The 18,224-nt window shown below is 55.1% G+C and carries 16 protein-coding genes, 2 tRNA genes and 3 rRNA genes; 9 read left to right on the top strand and 12 right to left on the bottom strand.

The window, feature by feature from the left end:
* Positions 1-40 precede the first annotated feature (40 nt).
* Both AFK67_RS04210 and AFK67_RS04205 read right to left on the bottom strand, forming a co-directional pair.
* The gene (locus AFK67_RS04210) at positions 41-811 is read right to left on the bottom strand and encodes a class I SAM-dependent methyltransferase (RefSeq protein ID WP_007720138.1); all 771 of its coding nucleotides are present in this window, start codon (positions 809-811) and stop codon (positions 41-43) included.
* Between the two features lie 70 nt (positions 812-881).
* Entirely contained in the window at positions 882-1,685 is an 804-nt protein-coding gene (locus AFK67_RS04205; RefSeq protein ID WP_004387420.1) for an endonuclease/exonuclease/phosphatase family protein, read from the bottom strand.
* A 304-nt stretch (positions 1,686-1,989) separates the two neighbouring features.
* Between AFK67_RS04205 and yafC the strand changes: the two genes are divergently transcribed.
* Positions 1,990-2,877, top strand: coding sequence for a DNA-binding transcriptional regulator YafC (gene yafC, locus AFK67_RS04200; RefSeq protein ID WP_007720136.1), 888 nt, complete (start codon positions 1,990-1,992; stop codon positions 2,875-2,877).
* A 20-nt stretch (positions 2,878-2,897) separates the two neighbouring features.
* Here the strand turns inward: yafC and dkgB are convergent, their stop codons facing one another.
* From dkgB to gmhB, 7 genes are all read right to left on the bottom strand, one after another.
* Entirely contained in the window at positions 2,898-3,701 is an 804-nt protein-coding gene (gene dkgB / locus AFK67_RS04195) for a 2,5-didehydrogluconate reductase DkgB (protein WP_007720134.1), read from the bottom strand.
* A 153-nt stretch (positions 3,702-3,854) separates the two neighbouring features.
* A tRNA-Asp gene (locus tag AFK67_RS04190) sits at positions 3,855-3,931 on the bottom strand.
* A gap of 54 nt (positions 3,932-3,985) precedes the next feature.
* Positions 3,986-4,101, bottom strand: a 5S ribosomal RNA gene (gene rrf / locus AFK67_RS04185).
* A gap of 90 nt (positions 4,102-4,191) precedes the next feature.
* Positions 4,192-7,095: ribosomal RNA gene (locus AFK67_RS04180) — 23S ribosomal RNA — on the bottom strand.
* 202 nt (positions 7,096-7,297) lie between these two features.
* Positions 7,298-7,372 (bottom strand) — tRNA-Glu (locus AFK67_RS04175).
* A gap of 172 nt (positions 7,373-7,544) precedes the next feature.
* Positions 7,545-9,087 (bottom strand): 16S ribosomal RNA (locus tag AFK67_RS04170).
* The 16S, 23S and 5S rRNA genes sit together here with 2 tRNA genes alongside, the layout of an rRNA operon.
* A 380-nt stretch (positions 9,088-9,467) precedes the next feature.
* Positions 9,468-10,028, bottom strand: coding sequence for a D-glycero-beta-D-manno-heptose 1,7-bisphosphate 7-phosphatase (gmhB, locus tag AFK67_RS04165; protein ID WP_007718176.1), 561 nt, complete (start codon positions 10,026-10,028; stop codon positions 9,468-9,470).
* Between the two features lie 189 nt (positions 10,029-10,217).
* On the opposite strand from gmhB, the gene metN reads away from it, so the two are divergent.
* From metN to proS, 6 genes are all read left to right on the top strand, one after another.
* On the top strand, positions 10,218-11,249 hold the full coding sequence (metN, locus tag AFK67_RS04160; RefSeq protein WP_007718172.1) for a methionine ABC transporter ATP-binding protein MetN: 1,032 nt from the start codon (positions 10,218-10,220) through the stop codon (positions 11,247-11,249).
* On the top strand, positions 11,242-11,895 hold the full coding sequence (locus tag AFK67_RS04155) for a methionine ABC transporter permease MetI (RefSeq protein ID WP_032966926.1): 654 nt from the start codon (positions 11,242-11,244) through the stop codon (positions 11,893-11,895). Before metN ends, AFK67_RS04155 begins: the two co-directional genes overlap by 8 nt.
* Positions 11,896-11,937: 42 nt before the next feature.
* Positions 11,938-12,753, top strand: a complete 816-nt coding sequence (locus AFK67_RS04150) for a MetQ/NlpA family lipoprotein (RefSeq protein ID WP_007718167.1) — start codon at positions 11,938-11,940, stop codon at positions 12,751-12,753.
* Between the two features lie 112 nt (positions 12,754-12,865).
* The gene (gene rcsF / locus AFK67_RS04145; protein ID WP_038884749.1) at positions 12,866-13,270 is read left to right on the top strand and encodes an envelope stress sensor lipoprotein RcsF; all 405 of its coding nucleotides are present in this window, start codon (positions 12,866-12,868) and stop codon (positions 13,268-13,270) included.
* Positions 13,267-13,974, top strand: a complete 708-nt coding sequence (tsaA, locus tag AFK67_RS04140) for a tRNA (N6-threonylcarbamoyladenosine(37)-N6)-methyltransferase TrmO (protein ID WP_007718160.1) — start codon at positions 13,267-13,269, stop codon at positions 13,972-13,974. The genes rcsF and tsaA overlap by 4 nt, the downstream gene beginning before the upstream one ends.
* A gap of 110 nt (positions 13,975-14,084) precedes the next feature.
* Complete coding sequence (gene proS, locus AFK67_RS04135; protein ID WP_007718157.1) at positions 14,085-15,803, top strand: proline--tRNA ligase; 1,719 nt, start codon at positions 14,085-14,087, stop codon at positions 15,801-15,803.
* A 62-nt stretch (positions 15,804-15,865) separates the two neighbouring features.
* Here the strand turns inward: proS and nlpE are convergent, their stop codons facing one another.
* From nlpE to AFK67_RS04120, 3 genes are read right to left on the bottom strand one after another with little or no spacing between them, the layout of a single operon-like run.
* Positions 15,866-16,564 carry an envelope stress response activation lipoprotein NlpE gene (nlpE, locus tag AFK67_RS04130; RefSeq protein WP_038884752.1) on the bottom strand — a complete coding sequence of 233 codons (699 nt, stop codon included), beginning with the start codon at positions 16,562-16,564 and terminating at the stop codon, positions 15,866-15,868.
* Positions 16,565-16,592: 28 nt separating this feature from the next.
* On the bottom strand, positions 16,593-17,015 hold the full coding sequence (arfB, locus tag AFK67_RS04125; protein ID WP_007718152.1) for an alternative ribosome rescue aminoacyl-tRNA hydrolase ArfB: 423 nt from the start codon (positions 17,013-17,015) through the stop codon (positions 16,593-16,595).
* Positions 17,012-17,557, bottom strand: coding sequence for a YaeQ family protein (locus AFK67_RS04120; protein WP_007718149.1), 546 nt, complete (start codon positions 17,555-17,557; stop codon positions 17,012-17,014). The genes arfB and AFK67_RS04120 overlap by 4 nt, the downstream gene beginning before the upstream one ends.
* 206 nt (positions 17,558-17,763) lie before the next feature.
* Between AFK67_RS04120 and AFK67_RS04115 the strand changes: the two genes are divergently transcribed.
* Both AFK67_RS04115 and rof read left to right on the top strand, forming a co-directional pair.
* Complete coding sequence (locus AFK67_RS04115) at positions 17,764-17,964, top strand: YaeP family protein (RefSeq protein ID WP_007718147.1); 201 nt, start codon at positions 17,764-17,766, stop codon at positions 17,962-17,964.
* On the top strand, positions 17,951-18,211 hold the full coding sequence (gene rof, locus AFK67_RS04110; protein WP_032966924.1) for a Rho-binding antiterminator: 261 nt from the start codon (positions 17,951-17,953) through the stop codon (positions 18,209-18,211). Before AFK67_RS04115 ends, rof begins: the two co-directional genes overlap by 14 nt.
* Positions 18,212-18,224: the final 13 nt, after the last annotated feature.

Raw genomic sequence — 18,224 nt, 5'->3', positions numbered from 1 at the left:
AAAGGCACCGATTCCCCCGGTGCCTTTTTCTTTTTCCGCGTTAAGCGGCTTTCCCTGCTTCAATCATTATCGTATCGCTGGTGAACGAACCGTCGTCCTGCAGCGTAAAATAGCGCCGTACCTCGGCTGACGCGCTGTGCTGATAAGCACGGATCGCCTGCGCCAGTACGTCGGGCGTGCGCATGCGCGCAATCCAGCTGCTGAACTCAAGCTCCAGCCGGTCGGTGCCGACATCGCGCGTAATAAGCCCCGCCTGGTTAAACATCTGCAACCACTCACCGCTGGCGTAGTTACGAACGTGCGAGGTATCGCGCAGCGCTTCGACGGTCTGCAGCCAGATATCCAGTACCGGATGACCGGGCGACAGAATATCCATCATGATGACCGTGCCACCCGGCTTCAGCACACGCTTGATCTCGCGCAGCGCGAGGCCCACGTCATGCCAGTGGTGCGCCGAATAGCGGCTTATCACGATATCAAAGCTCTCTGCGTCAAACGGCAATGACTCCGCATATCCCTGACATGTCGAAAGATGACTGAAACCACGCTCGCGCGCCGCCTCCGCCACCACTGCCAGCATGGAGGAGGATAAGTCATACGCGACAACTTCTCGCACCTGCTCTGCGGCGGCAAAGCTGGCGTGCCCTGCCCCGCAACCGAGATCGAGCACCCGCGCCTGCGGGAACGCCGACAGACGCTCGCGCAGGTGCAGAAGATCCCGTCCCGTCGCATGTACCTGGCTGGTTAAATAGGCTTTCGCCTGGGAGCCAAACTGTTTTTCTACGTTGTCGTGATGAGAGTGTGTTGCCATTGTTATGTCCTTGCGTTGAGTAAAAGAAAGGGCAGGCACAGGGTCTGCCCAACGGCAGACCTGACACCCCTTACTTCTGCTCAGGTTTGCCGGGACTGAATTCGACGAGTAGCGGGTTGTGATCGGAGGCGCGGGTCACCAGCACGGAAGCTTCCTGGACGGCCAGACCGCGATAAAACACGAAATCGAGCGGGCGACCGAACGCGCGGCGGCGCTGGTCATCGGTAAAGCGCACTTCACGCAGCGACATTTCACGCGCGAAGCGGTAAAGCGCGTTCATTCTCGGGCGGCTCCAGGCGTTGAAATCACCCGCCATGATCACCGGACCGCTATGGTGGCCAATCTGATCGCCGATGGGCCCCAGCTGTTTACTGTAGACATCGACCCCGAGACTGAAATTAACCGCATGAATGTTTACCACCATCAGCAAACGACCGTCCGGCAGCGGATAGACCGTCACCAGCGCGGATTTAGACAGACGCAGGATAGGCTCACGCTCGCGCAGCGGGCAGCAATACACCGGATGGGCGGCAGAGAGCGTCATCACGCCTGACGGGTGTTGCGGCAGCACAAAGGCGGGCACCTGATCGGCCGCCAGATAGTTGGTCGTGGCGAATCTCACCAGCTCAGGCGTCGTCTGCGCCTCCTGTAAGAGCACCAGGTGCGCTTCCTTACCGAAATTTTGCAGGACAGACAGCCATTCAGCGCGTTGCTGTTTGAAGATATTCCAGACCAGCACTCTGAGCGAGCCGTCTCCAGGCAAGGGGGCTCCGGCGGGCAATGCCTTCCCTATACTCGCAAACGATCCTGGCGCCAGAATGCGTTCTGCTGGCTGACCGGCGACATAGCGCATGGCATAAGTATTTTTTCGCACGTTTCGCTGCTAACCCCTGTAGATGTGTTCGCAAGATAAGCGACCTTTACCCGTTATAGGGATTTTAGCTCACAGATGCAATGGCCGTGGGAAAGCCGAAGGCGTGACTGCGTAAAGCACTCCCGAAAATCGAGCGGGCTTAAGACATATGCGCAGCCGTGTCTGTCGTAAGAGCGCCGAAGGCAAAGCCATGCGTGCGACAGGTTTCACTTCCTGCGGCGTTATTAATGACGTACAGCGTAGCGCTGTGGTTAAATAACAAAAATAAGCAAAGTCTGGATACAATTTTGCCTTTGGAGCAACAATGAAAGCCTCTTCTGATGAACTGATTATCTTCGTTGCGGTGGTGGAAAGCGGAAGCTTTAGCCGGGCGGCGGAGCAGCTAAATCTCGCGAATTCAGCCGTCAGCCGGGCCGTAAAAAAACTTGAGATGAAGCTCGGCGTCAGTTTGCTTAACCGTACAACGCGCCAGTTGAGCCTGACGGAAGAAGGTGAACGTTATTTCCGCCGCGTCCAACTGGTGTTACAGGAAATGGGAGCAGCCGAAACCGAACTGATGGAAAGCCGACAAACGCCACGCGGGCTGCTGCGAATCGATGCCGCCACGCCGGTTATCCTGCATTTGCTGATGCCGATGATTAAGCCTTTTCGCGAGCGCTACCCGGAGGTCACACTCTCACTCGTTTCCTCTGAGACGTTTATTAATCTCATCGAGCGTAAAGTGGATGTGGCTATTCGGGCGGGAACGCTGACCGATTCCAGCCTGCGGGCAAGGCCGCTCTTTACCAGCTATCGCAAAATTGTTGCGGCGCCCGATTACCTTGAGCACCACGGCATGCCCACCACTATCTGCGATCTCAAAACGCATGTTTGTCTGGGCTTTACAGAGCCGGTTACGCTTAATACCTGGCCGGTCGCCTGTGAAGACGGGCAGTTGCTGGACATTGCGCCGGGGATGACATCGAACAGCGGCGAGACGCTCAAGCAGCTATGCCTGACCGGTAACGGCATTGCCTGCCTGTCGGATTACATGATTGATAAAGAGATTGAACGTGGAGAACTGGTCGAATTACTGGCGGAGTACCGCCTGCCGGTAGAGATGCCTTTTAGCGCGGTGTATTACAGCGATCGCGCGGTCAGTACACGCATCAGGAGCTTCATCGACTTCCTGAGCGAGCAGATAAAAAAATAGCCCCCGAAGGGGCTATAGTGTCAATCCCATGCCGGAGCCAGTCCATCAGGGCTGACCAGACGATCGTGACGATCGAGCGCGGCGATCGCCGCCATATCGTCATTGTCGAGCTTCAACGCTAATGCGCCGAGATTACTTTGCAGGTTTTCGCGCTTCGTTGATGACGGGATCACCGCGTATCCTTGCGCCATCGCCCAGCTGAGAATGACCTGTGCGGGGGTAGCCTGATGTTTCTGCGCAATCTGGCCAATAACCTCATCCTTCAGCGCGTTGCCATAGGCTAGCGTCATATAAGACGTAATATGAATACCGTGCTTTTGCGCCCATTCGGTAACCTTTCGGTTTTGCAGATAAGGAGACAGCTCAATCTGGTTGGTGGCAATCTGATCGGCACCAATGGCATCAATGGCTTCCTGCATCAGCGCTACCGTGAAGTTAGATATGCCGATTTCACGCGTCAGCCCCTGCGCTTTGGCGTCAAGCAGCGCGTGCAGCGACTCCGCTACGCTCACGGCATTACCCGGTGAAGGCCAGTGGATCAGTGTCAGATCGACATAATCGGTCCGCAGCTTTTTCAGGCTTTCCTGCAGGCTTGGGATCAGGCGATCCTTGCTAAGATTTTCTGTCCAGATTTTAGTGGTGATATATAGCGCTTCGCGCGTAACCCCGCTCTCGTCAATGGCCTGGCCGATTGCAGCTTCATTGCCATAAATCTGCGCGGTATCAATTGCGCGGTAGCCTAAAGTCAGCGCATCTTTTACCGATGCGATAACCACATCATCTTTCAGCCGAAACGTGCCTAAACCAAATGCAGGAACTGTCATGTCTTACCTCTCTTTTAAAAGCAGGAGAGAAGTATGAAAGGAATGAAACGCTTGAAAAAGAACAATAACAGCAGGAGTTTTTTGCGAAATTCGCAATTAAGAAAGTTGAGACGAAAAAAAACCCTGAGCATTTGTTCAGGGCTTCATAATAAGTGGCGGAACGGACGGGACTCGAACCCGCGACCCCCTGCGTGACAGGCAGGTATTCTAACCGACTGAACTACCGCTCCACCGAATTTCTTCACACCACCGGATTATTGTTCCGGCTTACTGCTTAATTTGATGCCTGGCAGTTCCCTACTCTCGCATGGGGAGGCCCCACACTACCATCGGCGCTACGGCGTTTCACTTCTGAGTTCGGCATGGGGTCAGGTGGGACCACCGCGCTACAGCCGCCAGGCAAATTCTGTCCGTCCACCGCTTACGCCATGAACGTTTATCCGTCACAAGCTGAATTGTCTCTCAACACGCCAGACTTCTTTGGCGTTGTAAGGTTAAGCCTCACGGTTCATTAGTACCGGTTAGCTCAACGCATCGCTGCGCTTACACACCCGGCCTATCAACGTCGTCGTCTTCAACGTTCCTTCAGGAGACTTATAGTCTCAGGGAGAACTCATCTCGGGGCAAGTTTCGTGCTTAGATGCTTTCAGCACTTATCTCTTCCGCATTTAGCTACCGGGCAGTGCCATTGGCATGACAACCCGAACACCAGTGATGCGTCCACTCCGGTCCTCTCGTACTGGGAGCAGCCCCCCTCAATTCTCCAGCGCCCACGGCAGATAGGGACCGAACTGTCTCACGACGTTCTAAACCCAGCTCGCGTACCACTTTAAATGGCGAACAGCCATACCCTTGGGACCTACTTCAGCCCCAGGATGTGATGAGCCGACATCGAGGTGCCAAACACCGCCGTCGATATGAACTCTTGGGCGGTATCAGCCTGTTATCCCCGGAGTACCTTTTATCCGTTGAGCGATGGCCCTTCCATACAGAACCACCGGATCACTATGACCTGCTTTCGCACCTGCTCGAGCCGTCACTCTCGCAGTCAAGCCAGCTTATGCCATTGCACTAACCTCCTGATGTCCGACCAGGATTAGCTGACCTTCGTGCTCCTCCGTTACACTTTGGGAGGAGACCGCCCCAGTCAAACTACCCACCAGACACTGTCCCCACGCCAGATTATGGCGCCAGGTTAGAACATCAAACATTAAAGGGTGGTATTTCAAGGTTGGCTCCACGCAGACTGGCGTCCACGCTTCAAAGCCTCCCACCTATCCTACACATCAAGGCTCAATGTTCAGTGTCAAGCTGTAGTAAAGGTTCACGGGGTCTTTCCGTCTTGCCGCGGGTACACTGCATCTTCACAGCGAGTTCAATTTCACTGAGTCTCGGGTGGAGACAGCCTGGCCATCATTACGCCATTCGTGCAGGTCGGAACTTACCCGACAAGGAATTTCGCTACCTTAGGACCGTTATAGTTACGGCCGCCGTTTACCGGGGCTTCGATCAGGAGCTTCTCTTGCGATAACCCCATCAATTAACCTTCCGGCACCGGGCAGGCGTCACACCGTATACGTCCACTTTCGTGTTTGCACAGTGCTGTGTTTTTAATAAACAGTTGCAGCCAGCTGGTATCTTCGACTGACTTCAGCTCCACCCGCAGGGGCTTCACCTACATGTCAGCGTGCCTTCTCCCGAAGTTACGGCACCATTTTGCCTAGTTCCTTCACCCGAGTTCTCTCAAGCGCCTTGGTATTCTCTACCTGACCACCTGTGTCGGTTTGGGGTACGATTTCGTGTTACCTGATGCTTAGAGGCTTTTCCTGGAAGCAGGGCATTTGTTACTTCAGCACCGTAGTGCCTCGTCATCACGCCTCAGTGTTAAAGTGAACCGGATTTACCTGGAACACACACCTACACGCTTAAACCGGGACAACCGTCGCCCGGCCAACATAGCCTTCTCCGTCCCCCCTTCGCAGTAACACCAAGTACAGGAATATTAACCTGTTTCCCATCGACTACGCCTTTCGGCCTCGCCTTAGGGGTCGACTCACCCTGCCCCGATTAACGTTGGACAGGAACCCTTGGTCTTCCGGCGAGCGGGCTTTTCACCCGCTTTATCGTTACTTATGTCAGCATTCGCACTTCTGATACCTCCAGCATGCCTCACAGCACACCTTCACAGGCTTACAGAACGCTCCCCTACCCAACAACACATAGTGTCGCTGCCGCAGCTTCGGTGCATGGTTTAGCCCCGTTACATCTTCCGCGCAGGCCGACTCGACCAGTGAGCTATTACGCTTTCTTTAAATGATGGCTGCTTCTAAGCCAACATCCTGGCTGTCTGTGCCTTCCCACATCGTTTCCCACTTAACCATGACTTTGGGACCTTAGCTGGCGGTCTGGGTTGTTTCCCTCTTCACGACGGACGTTAGCACCCGCCGTGTGTCTCCCGTGATAACATTCTTCGGTATTCGTAGTTTGCATCGGGTTGGTAAGCCGGGATGGCCCCCTAGCCGAAACAGTGCTCTACCCCCGAAGATGAGTTCACGAGGCGCTACCTAAATAGCTTTCGGGGAGAACCAGCTATCTCCCGGTTTGATTGGCCTTTCACCCCCAGCCACAGGTCATCCGCTAATTTTTCAACATTAGTCGGTTCGGTCCTCCAGTTAGTGTTACCCAACCTTCAACCTGCCCATGGCTAGATCACCGGGTTTCGGGTCTATACCCTGCAACTTAACGCCCAATTAAGACTCGGTTTCCCTTCGGCTCCCCTATACGGTTAACCTTGCTACAGAATATAAGTCGCTGACCCATTATACAAAAGGTACGCAGTCACCCTCTTACGAAGGCTCCCACTGCTTGTACGTACACGGTTTCAGGTTCTGTTTCACTCCCCTCGCCGGGGTTCTTTTCGCCTTTCCCTCACGGTACTGGTTCACTATCGGTCAGTCAGGAGTATTTAGCCTTGGAGGATGGTCCCCCCATCTTCAGACAGGATATCACGTGTCCCGCCCTACTCATCGAGCTCACAGCCTGTGTGCCTTCGTGTACGGGGCTGTCACCCTGTATCGCCGGCCTTTCCAGACCGTTCCACTGACACACAAGCTGATTCAGGCTCTGGGCTGTTCCCCGTTCGCTCGCCGCTACTGGGGGAATCTCGGTTGATTTCTTTTCCTCGGGGTACTTAGATGTTTCAGTTCCCCCGGTTCGCCTCACAGCACTATGTATTCATGCTGAGATAGTGTGACGAATCACACTGGGTTTCCCCATTCGGACATCGCCGGCTATAACGGTTCATATCACCTTACCGGCGCTTTTCGCAGATTAGCACGTCCTTCATCGCCTCTGACTGCCAGGGCATCCACCGTGTACGCTTGTTCGCTTAACCTCACAACCCGAAGAAGTCTTCGTGCTGCGAGTTTGAGAGACTCTGACACACCGCGCATTCCTTATTTACGGAAGAATGCAGCAGCGTGTCTGTTTCAATTTTCAGCTTGTTCCGGATTGTTAAAGAGCAAATACCTCAAACGTGACTTAACAGTCAGTTTTGAGATATCGGTTGGTTGTGTCTTTCACCCACACCCAGCAAGTGGCGTCCCCTAGGGGATTCGAACCCCTGTTGCCGCCGTGAAAGGGCGGAGTCCTAACCGCTAGACGAAGGGGACGTGAAATTTGCATTGCGAATCGCCGATTCGCTAATTTCACGTAAAGGTGAGATTTTCTTGAGAAAATCGAGCGACAATGTTATTTGTCACCGCACCCCCTACGCGTGGCGCCTTGCTCGTTACTTTTCTATCAGACAATCTGTGTGAGCACTACGAGGTTGTATCTTGCAGGTAAGGAGGTGATCCAACCGCAGGTTCCCCTACGGTTACCTTGTTACGACTTCACCCCAGTCATGAATCACAAAGTGGTAAGCGCCCTCCCGAAGGTTAAGCTACCTACTTCTTTTGCAACCCACTCCCATGGTGTGACGGGCGGTGTGTACAAGGCCCGGGAACGTATTCACCGTGGCATTCTGATCCACGATTACTAGCGATTCCGACTTCATGGAGTCGAGTTGCAGACTCCAATCCGGACTACGACGCACTTTATGAGGTCCGCTTGCTCTCGCGAGGTCGCTTCTCTTTGTATGCGCCATTGTAGCACGTGTGTAGCCCTGGTCGTAAGGGCCATGATGACTTGACGTCATCCCCACCTTCCTCCGGTTTATCACCGGCAGTCTCCTTTGAGTTCCCACCATTACGTGCTGGCAACAAAGGATAAGGGTTGCGCTCGTTGCGGGACTTAACCCAACATTTCACAACACGAGCTGACGACAGCCATGCAGCACCTGTCTCAGAGTTCCCGAAGGCACTCCCGCATCTCTGCAGGATTCTCTGGATGTCAAGACCAGGTAAGGTTCTTCGCGTTGCATCGAATTAAACCACATGCTCCACCGCTTGTGCGGGCCCCCGTCAATTCATTTGAGTTTTAACCTTGCGGCCGTACTCCCCAGGCGGTCGACTTAACGCGTTAGCTCCGGAAGCCACGCCTCAAGGGCACAACCTCCAAGTCGACATCGTTTACGGCGTGGACTACCAGGGTATCTAATCCTGTTTGCTCCCCACGCTTTCGCACCTGAGCGTCAGTCTTCGTCCAGGGGGCCGCCTTCGCCACCGGTATTCCTCCAGATCTCTACGCATTTCACCGCTACACCTGGAATTCTACCCCCCTCTACGAGACTCAAGCTTGCCAGTTTCAAATGCAGTTCCCAGGTTGAGCCCGGGGATTTCACATCTGACTTAACAAACCGCCTGCGTGCGCTTTACGCCCAGTAATTCCGATTAACGCTTGCACCCTCCGTATTACCGCGGCTGCTGGCACGGAGTTAGCCGGTGCTTCTTCTGCGAGTAACGTCAATTGCTGTGGTTATTAACCACAACACCTTCCTCCTCGCTGAAAGTACTTTACAACCCGAAGGCCTTCTTCATACACGCGGCATGGCTGCATCAGGCTTGCGCCCATTGTGCAATATTCCCCACTGCTGCCTCCCGTAGGAGTCTGGACCGTGTCTCAGTTCCAGTGTGGCTGGTCATCCTCTCAGACCAGCTAGGGATCGTCGCCTAGGTGAGCCTTTACCCCACCTACTAGCTAATCCCATCTGGGCACATCTGATGGCATGAGGCCCGAAGGTCCCCCACTTTGGTCCGAAGACGTTATGCGGTATTAGCTACCGTTTCCAGTAGTTATCCCCCTCCATCAGGCAGTTTCCCAGACATTACTCACCCGTCCGCCGCTCGTCAGCAAATCAGCAAGCTGATTCCTGTTACCGCCCGACTTGCATGTGTTAGGCCTGCCGCCAGCGTTCAATCTGAGCCATGATCAAACTCTTCAATTAAAGTTTGATGCTCAAAGAATTAAACTGTTAGTTCGTAATGAATTAACTGTTGTTCACTTGAGACTTGATAATCATTTATCGTCCGAAGACGTTAAGATATCAGTGCCCCGAGTGCCCACACAGATTGTCTGATAAATTGTTAAAGAGCGGTGCGACGCGGCTTTCAGCCTGCTGTCGCGAGGTGGCGTATATTACGCTTTCCTCTTTCAGAGTCAACCCTTAATTTCAGGGTTTTTCTCTTTCCGACTTACCGTCGCTGTGTGATGTTTCTCATCAGCGCCGTGTCGATGGAGGCGCATTATAGGGAGCCACGTCGTAATGGCAAGCGGAAAACTTAAAAAAAATCACAACCGCTCACCTTTTCAACATTACGCTCGTTTTTAGCGCTTTTTGATGGCATCCGGCAGTGCAGACAGACTATTTAACACCCAATCCGCTGCCGCTTCTGCCTCAGGCGTCACAGGTTTGCCGGTGCGCACCAGAACTTTTGTCCCGACGCCTGCCGCTGCTGCCGCCTGCATATCTTCTAATTTATCGCCCACCATATAAGAAGCAGCCATATCAATGTGCAGAAAATCGCGGGCGGAGATCAGCATGCCTGGCTGCGGCTTGCGGCAATCGCAGTTCTGGCGGAACTCTTCCACCGCACCTTCCGGGTGATGCGGGCAATAATAGATACCGTCGAGATCGACACCGCGGTCGGCCAGCGACCAGTCCATCCACTCCGTCAGCTGTTCGAACTGCGCTTCCGTGAATTTCCCGCGCGCGATGCCAGACTGATTCGTCACCAGCACCAGCGCAAAGCCCATTGCTTTAAGCTCACGCATCGCCTCGATAACGCCATCAATGAATTCAAACCGATCGATTTCGTGCACATAACCGTGATCGATATTAATCGTGCCGTCACGGTCGAGAAAAATTGCCGGTACAGATTTAGCCACCTGAAAAACTCCTGCCTTAAATAATGCCGCCTAGTATCGCATGATTCCTGGACGGAGAAAGCGCTCATTGCAGCCGTCAGATTGATTTAGACGTCTGGATGCCTTAACATCCATCCTGTTTACGGACACCACCCGTATCAGGCAGAACAAAATGCCACGGCTAACTCCTATAAGATAATAAATAACCAGATGATCAAACTGTCCAATATCACCAAAGTATTCCAGCAGGGAAATCGCACCATCCAGGCACTGAATAATGTCAGCCTGCATGTCCCGGCCGGGCAGATTTATGGCGTGATTGGCGCCTCCGGCGCCGGTAAAAGCACGCTTATTCGCTGCGTCAATCTGCTTGAACGCCCGACCGAGGGCAGCGTGCTGGTCGGCGGCCAGGAACTGACCGCCCTTTCCGAATCTGAGCTCACCAAAGCCCGTCGCCAGATTGGCATGATTTTCCAGCATTTTAATCTGCTGGCTTCGCGCACTGTTTTTGGCAACATCGCGCTCCCGCTGGAGCTCGACAACACGCCGCGCGACGAAATTAAGCGTCGCGTCACCGAGCTGTTGGATCTAGTTGGCCTAAGTGAAAAGCAGGATGCGTATCCGGCAAACCTCTCCGGCGGTCAGAAACAGCGCGTAGCGATCGCCCGTGCGCTGGCAAGCAACCCGAAAGTACTGCTTTGCGATGAAGCCACCAGCGCGCTCGACCCCGCCACCACCCGCTCCATACTGGAACTGTTAAAAGACATTAACCGTCGTCTGGGCCTGACGATTCTGCTCATCACTCATGAAATGGACGTGGTGAAGCGCATCTGCGATTGCGTCGCGGTTATCAGCAATGGCGAGCTCATTGAGCAGGACAGCGTCAGCGAAGTGTTTTCCCATCCGAAGACGCCGCTGGCTCAGCAGTTTATTCAGTCCACGCTACATCTTGATATTCCGGAAGATTACGCCCAGCGTCTTGACGCGCAGTCCAGCGAAGGCCGCGTGCCGCTGCTGCGCCTTGAATTCACCGGTCAGTCTGTCGATGCTCCGCTCCTTTCAGAAACAGCGCGTCGCTATAACGTTAATAACAATATTATCAGCGCGCAGATGGATTACGCCGGCGGCGTCAAGTTCGGCATCATGCTGACGGAAATGCACGGCACACAGGAAGAAACGCAAGCGGCCATCGCTTACCTGCAACAACATCATGTAAAAGTAGAGGTTCTGGGTTATGTCTGAAGCAATGATGGGGTTACTGGTGCGAGGCGTCTGGGAGACGCTCGCGATGACCTTTGTCTCCGGCTTTTTCGGTTTCGTCATTGGTCTGCCGGTCGGCGTACTTTTATATGTCACGCGTCCGGGGCAGATTATCGAAAACGCGAAGCTCTATCGCGTCCTCTCCGCGCTGGTGAATATCTTCCGCTCCATTCCTTTCATTATCTTACTGGTATGGATGATCCCGTTCACCCGCGTCATTGTCGGCACCTCGATTGGCCTGCAGGCCGCTATCGTGCCGCTGACGGTCGGCGCCGCGCCGTTTATCGCCCGTATGGTCGAAAACGCCCTGCTGGAGATCCCGTCAGGTCTTATCGAAGCCTCGCGCGCCATGGGTGCCACGCCGATGCAAATCGTTCGTAAGGTACTGCTGCCAGAAGCGCTGCCGGGTCTTGTTAACGCCGCTACTATTACGCTGATCACCCTGGTGGGCTATTCCGCCATGGGCGGCGCGGTCGGCGCAGGCGGTCTTGGGCAAATTGGTTATCAGTACGGTTACATCGGTTATAACGCAACCGTGATGAACACCGTATTAGTATTACTGGTAGTACTGGTGTATTTAATTCAATTCTCAGGCGATCGCATCGTCCGGGCTGTCACTCACAAGTAACGTTACACACAACATCAAATACTTTTCAGTTAAGGAATGGTTATGTCTTTCAAGTTTAAAACCTTTGCGGCAGTAGGCGCCCTGCTCGGCACGCTGGCTCTGGCAGGTTGCGGTCAGGAAGAAAAAGATCCGAACCATATTAAAGTGGGCGTGATTGTGGGTGCGGAACAGCAGGTCGCTGAAGTCGCGAAGAAAGTAGCGAAAGAGAAATATGGTCTGGACGTCGAACTGGTCACGTTTAACGACTACGTACTGCCGAACGAAGCGCTGAGCAAAGGTGACATTGACGCCAACGCCTTCCAGCACAAACCGTATCTGGATCAGCAAATCAAAGACCGCGGCTATAAGCTGGTTTCCGTCGGTAACACCTTCGTTTACCCGATTGCCGGTTACTCCCGCAAAATCAAATCACTGGAAGACTTACAGCCAGGCGCGCAGGTTGCCGTGCCGAACGATCCGACGAACCTCGGCCGTTCCCTGCTGCTGCTGCAGAAAGTGGGGCTGATTAAGCTTAAAGATGATATCGGCCTGCTGCCGACCGTGCTGGATATCACCGAAAACCCGAAAAACCTGAAGATCGTCGAGCTGGAAGCGCCGCAGCTGCCGCGCTCGCTGGATGACGATCAGATTGCGCTGGCGGTTATCAACACCACCTACGCCAGCCAGATCAACCTGACGCCGGCTAAAGACGGCATCTTCGTAGAAGACAAAGACTCGCCGTACGTGAACATGATCGTGACCCGCGAAGATAACAAAGACGCGGAAAACGTGAAGAAATTCGTGCAGGCTTATCAATCTGATGAAGTCAACGCCGCCGCGAACAAAGTGTTTAACGGTGGCGCCGTTAAAGGCTGGTAAGCCAGTTTGGTTATCTTCGCTAATAATGTCAGGACGGGCTTAAGCCCGTCTTGTTATTTCTGCAAGCTCCTGATTCAATAAGCCACGTTTTTATCACCGACGAGGAATTATTATGCGTGCTTTACCGATCTGTCTTTTAGCATTCATCCTGAGCGGCTGTTCCGTGCTAAGCAGATCCCCTGTAGAACCTGTTCAAAGCACCGCGTCGCCGCAAAAATCCGAGCCTGTCCGCCCGAAAACGGTACGCCCTGCTCCGGTGAAAATCTATACCAATGCAGAAGATCTGGTGGGCAAACCCTTCCGCGATTTAGGCGAAGTGAGCGGCGAATCCTGCCAGGCCACTAACCAGGACTCTCCGCCGAACATCCCGACGGCCCGCAAGCGCCTGCAAATCAACGCCTCGAAAATGAAAGCGAACGCCGTTCTGCTGCACAGCTGTGAAGTTACTAGCGGCACGCCGGGCTGCTACCGCCAGGCCGTCTGCGTAGGCTCGGCCCTTAGCGTTCCGACCAAATGACCGGATTTGCATTTGAGCAAATCGGCGTCATTCGCTCGCCTTACAAAGAAAAATTCGCCGTGCCGCGCCAGCCGGGCCTTGTCAACAGCGCGCGCGGCGAGCTGCATCTGATAGCGCCCTATAATCAGCCCGACGCGGTGCGCGGGCTGGAAGGGTTTAGCCATATCTGGATCCTGTTTGTCTTTCATCAGACGATGGAAGGCGGCTGGCGTCCTACCGTGCGTCCCCCGCGCCTTGGCGGCAATGCCCGCATGGGCGTTTTCGCGACACGTTCTACCTTCCGGCCCAATCCCATCGGCATGTCGCTGGTCGAGCTTCAGGGCATCCGCACCGAGAAAGAACATGTCATCCTGACGCTTGGTGGACTGGATCTGGTGGACGGCACGCCGGTCGTGGATATCAAGCCTTACCTGCCATTCGCCGAAGCGCAGCCCGACGCGCGCGCAGGCTATGCCCAGCAGGCGCCGGACGCTGCCGTTCCGGTCACCTTTACCGATGAGATAACGCACGCGTTAACGGACCTTGAGAAACGCTATCCGATGCTGAAACGCTTTATCGTCGAGGTCTTGTCACAGGACCCGCGTCCGGCCTACCGTAAAGAAGAAGAAACCGGTAAAAGCTACGCCGTCTGGCTGCTCGATTTCAACGTCCGCTGGCGCGTCACGCCGCAGGGCTTTGAGGTCTACGCGCTGGAGCCGCGTTAATTTCTTGAGCCTCTCTTTTGGCCGCCCTTTCTCACTGGTACACTAAACCACTTTTTTGTGTCAGGCTTTAGCATGCCTGAATTCACACGTTCAAACGGAACCGTAACAACATGCGTACTAGCCAATATCTGCTCTCCACTCTGAAGGAGACACCTGCCGACGCGGAGGTTATCAGCCACCAGCTGATGCTGCGCGCCGGGATGATCCGCAAACTGGCCTCCGGGTTATACACCTGGCTGCCGACCGGTCTGCGCGTCCTGAAAAAAGTCGAAAACATCGTGCGTGAAGAGATGAACAACGCCGGTGCTATCGAGGTGTCGATGCCAGTGGTTCAGCCAGCTGAGCTGTGGCAGGAGAGCGGCCGCTGGGAGCAGTACGGTCCGGAGCTGCTGCGTTTTGTCGATCGCGGCGATCGCGCGTTCGTTCTCGGCCCGACGCATGAAGAAGTCATCACCGATCTGATCCGCAACGAGCTGAGCTCTTATAAGCAACTGCCGCTCAACTTCTTCCAGATCCAGACCAAATTCCGCGACGAAGTGCGCCCGCGTTTCGGCGTGATGCGCTCGCGCGAGTTCCTGATGAAAGACGCTTACTCTTTCCATACCTCCCAGGAATCGCTGCAGCAGACGTACGACGCGATGTATGAGGCCTACAGCAAAATCTTCAGCCGTATGGGTCTCGATTTCCGTCCGGTACAGGCCGATACCGGCTCGATTGGCGGCAGCGCGTCTCATGAGTTCCAGGTGCTGGCGCAGAGCGGCGAAGACGATATCGTCTTCTCCGACACGTCCGACTACGCCGCGAACATTGAATTTGCCGAAGCCGTTGCGCCGGCAACCCCGCGCGCCGCCGCAAACCAGGAGATGACGCTGGTTGACACGCCGAACGCGAAAACCATCGCCGAGCTGGTCGAGCAATTCAACCTGCCGGTCGAGAAAACCGTGAAAACGCTGCTGGTTAAAGCCGCCGAAGGCAGTGAATATCCGCTGGTCGCCCTGCTGGTGCGCGGCGATCACGAACTGAACGACGTGAAAGCAGAGAAACTGGCGCAGGTGGCAAGCCCGCTGACGTTCGCGACCGAAGCGGAAATCCGCGCGGTAGTCAACGCGGGGCCTGGCTCTCTTGGCCCGGTGAACATGCCGGTTCCGGTGATTATCGACCGCAGCGTTGCCGCCATGAGCGATTTCGCCGCAGGCGCCAACATCGACGGCAAACACTATTTCGGCATCAACTGGGATCGTGATATCGCGACGCCAGAAGTGGCCGATATCCGTAACGTCGTGGCCGGCGATCCGAGCCCGGACGGCCAGGGTACGTTACTCATCAAGCGCGGCATCGAAGTGGGTCACATCTTCCAGCTGGGCACCAAATACTCCGACGCGCTGAAAGCGTCCGTTCAGGGCGAAGATGGCCGCAACCAGATCCTGACCATGGGCTGCTACGGCATCGGCGTGACGCGCGTGGTGGCTGCGGCTATCGAGCAGAACCATGACGATCGCGGCATCGTCTGGCCGGACGCTATCGCGCCGTTCCAGGTCGCTATTCTGCCGATGAACATGCACAAATCCTTCCGCGTGCAGGAGCTTGCCGAGAAACTCTACGCTGAGCTTCGCGCCAAAGGCATCGACGTGCTGATGGATGACCGTAAAGAGCGTCCGGGCGTCATGTTCGCCGACATGGAACTCATCGGTATTCCGCACACGGTCGTTATCGGCGATCGCAACCTCGACAACGACGAGATTGAATACAAATACCGTCGCGACGGCGAGAAGAAGATGATCAAAACCGGCGACATCCTGGATTACCTGGTCGCCAACGTGAAGCGTTAAGCGCCTTCGCACTCCGCATAAAAAAGGCCCTCAGTCGAGGGCCTTTTTCTTATCCGCATCGGTTACGGATTATCGCAATCTTTACCGGGCTTAAACGCCACTTTCCGGTCAGCCACCAGCTGTTTTTGCACCGTACCGTTCGCTGGATCCACGGTCATGCTGAAGTGCGCCTCCACCACCAGCAGCACCGATTTCTCGCGGATAGCGCGCGCGAGCTGGTCATCGTGCGCGAGTGTGGCGTGATTCGCCACGCCGGACTGTCGCCCGGTCGCGCAGTCGGTAAACGTCACGGCATTCGCGTTTTGCTGATACATCCCGGTCATGGTCATCGGCGTTACCGGCAGCGGATCGCGGGCGGGTTCAAGACGATAATTAAGCGACGACTCGATAGCGTGGCCTTCGGTGTCGAGCATCTCCAGCGCCTCGCCCCGTGCGCGGAAGTAATGTTTATCGCCCTGGCTGTCCGTCAGCACCAGTTTATCCGCGGTACGCGCCCAGGTGCCGTAAGAGGCAAACACCGCCTGCCCTTTCGCGCCCTGATAGCGCTGGTTCATCACCCAGGTGCCATCTTTTTCTAAAAACAGCGCCGTCTCAATGCCTTCGCAGTCAGCACAGGGCAGCACGCCTTTCCAGCTCTGCTGCATCGGTTTTAATTCCGCCGCGCTGGCTGGCACCAGCGTCTGCATTTCCGCCCGGTTATGACAGCCAAACAGCGAAAACAGGCTCAGGGCCGCCGCTGCGCAAAAGATAATTTTCTTCACCGTATTTCCTTATCGTTCGGTTGTGCTTTTAATCCGGCATACCGCGCACTTTTCCCCGCAGGGCTTTGGTGGCGGATTTATGGGTTTTCGCCTCCAGGCGACGCACTTTCGACGCGCGCGTTGGACGAGTCTCCTTTCGACGCTTTTGCGTAGCGGTAAGTTCCCTGACCAGCATTATCAGACGCGCCAGCGCCGCCTCGCGGTTCATTTCCTGGCTGCGATACTCCTGCGCTTTGATAACCACAACACCTTCCGCCGTGATGAGATGATGGCTCGCCGAGAGCAGGCGGGCTTTCCACTCCTCCGGCAGGCTGGAGGCGTTAATGTCAAACCGCAGATGAATAGCCGTCGAGCTTTTATTCACGTGCTGGCCGCCCGCACCCTGCGCCCGGATGGCGCTGAAGGTCACTTCGTCGTCGGGCACCGCCACGTTTCGTGAAAACGTAATCATGCCGAGGCTTGCCAGACGGTCGGGTGCAGCTCCAGATTCTGCTTCGCGTCGGACAGCCAGATAACGCCTTCCTGCAACGTGACCTGCAGCGTCATGGTGCGCTCCGCCAGCGCGCTCAGCTGGACGAGCTGCTCATCGTTGATATACCAGATGGTCAGGTTCTTATACTGCTTAAGCTTATCCTGATTCTGCTGCCACCATACCTGGGCCGCGCGGTCGTTGTAGGTAAACAGGGCCACCTGCTGCGACTGGCTGACCGCTTTCTTAAGGCGTCGCTCTTCCGGCAGACCCAGTTCAATCCAGAGATCGATACCGAGATGATCGTTGCGCAGCCAGATTTCCGGCTCGTCGTCGGCGCACAGGCCGCGGGTGAACTGCAACCGCTCGTCGGCGTACATCATCCAGGCCAGCAGACGCAGCATCATCCGCTCCTGCGTTTCCGAAGGATGACGCGCGAGCGTCAGGTTGATGTCGAGAAACTGCTGCCGGTCGAGATCGGCCACATTGACCGCCGCTTTATAAATGGTTGCTTTTAACGCCATAGGGCCCCCTGAAAAGTTGGGGGGTATTGTAGCCCAATCCGCGGCGGCTGGCTGCCGATTCAAGCGGAGCGCGGCAGGCGCGCGGGCACCCGCGCTATGGCTCTGATGACTATGGTATAGTCACCTTGCTAAACAGAGTTTAACTACGTAGGCTTAGACTTGCATCCCGCGGTGAAGTCTGTCGTCAGGCTCTGACAGGAGGGCATGTGGATAAATATTGTGAATTAATACGACAGCGCTATTCGCAGATAGCCAGCGGCGACCTTGGGTACATCCCCGACGCGCTGGGCTGCGTATTAAGGGTTCTGAATGAGGTGGCCTCTGACGAAGCCCTTTCAGAGTCGATCAGGGAACAGGCGGCTTATGCTGCCGCGAACTTACTGGTGAGCGATTATGTCAATGAATGATGCCTATCAACCCATCAACTGCGATGACTATGACAACCTCGAACTCGCCTGCCAGCATCATCTGTTACTGACGCTGGAACTGAAAAGCGGCGAGGTCATTAAGGCCAAAGCGCAGGATCTGGTTTCGCGCAAAAACGTCGAATATTTAGTTGCCGATGAAGCCGGTGCCGTACGCGAATTGCGTCTCGATAAAATCGCCAGCTTCAGCCATCCACAAATCGGCACGGTCGTCGTCAGCGAATCCTGACGCACGTTCCGTC

This window comes from Cronobacter dublinensis subsp. dublinensis LMG 23823, assembly GCF_001277235.1.
Lineage (GTDB): Bacteria > Pseudomonadota > Gammaproteobacteria > Enterobacterales > Enterobacteriaceae > Cronobacter > Cronobacter dublinensis.
Note: the sequence above shows the minus strand (reverse complement) of the source record. Positions and strands in the feature narration are given on the sequence as shown.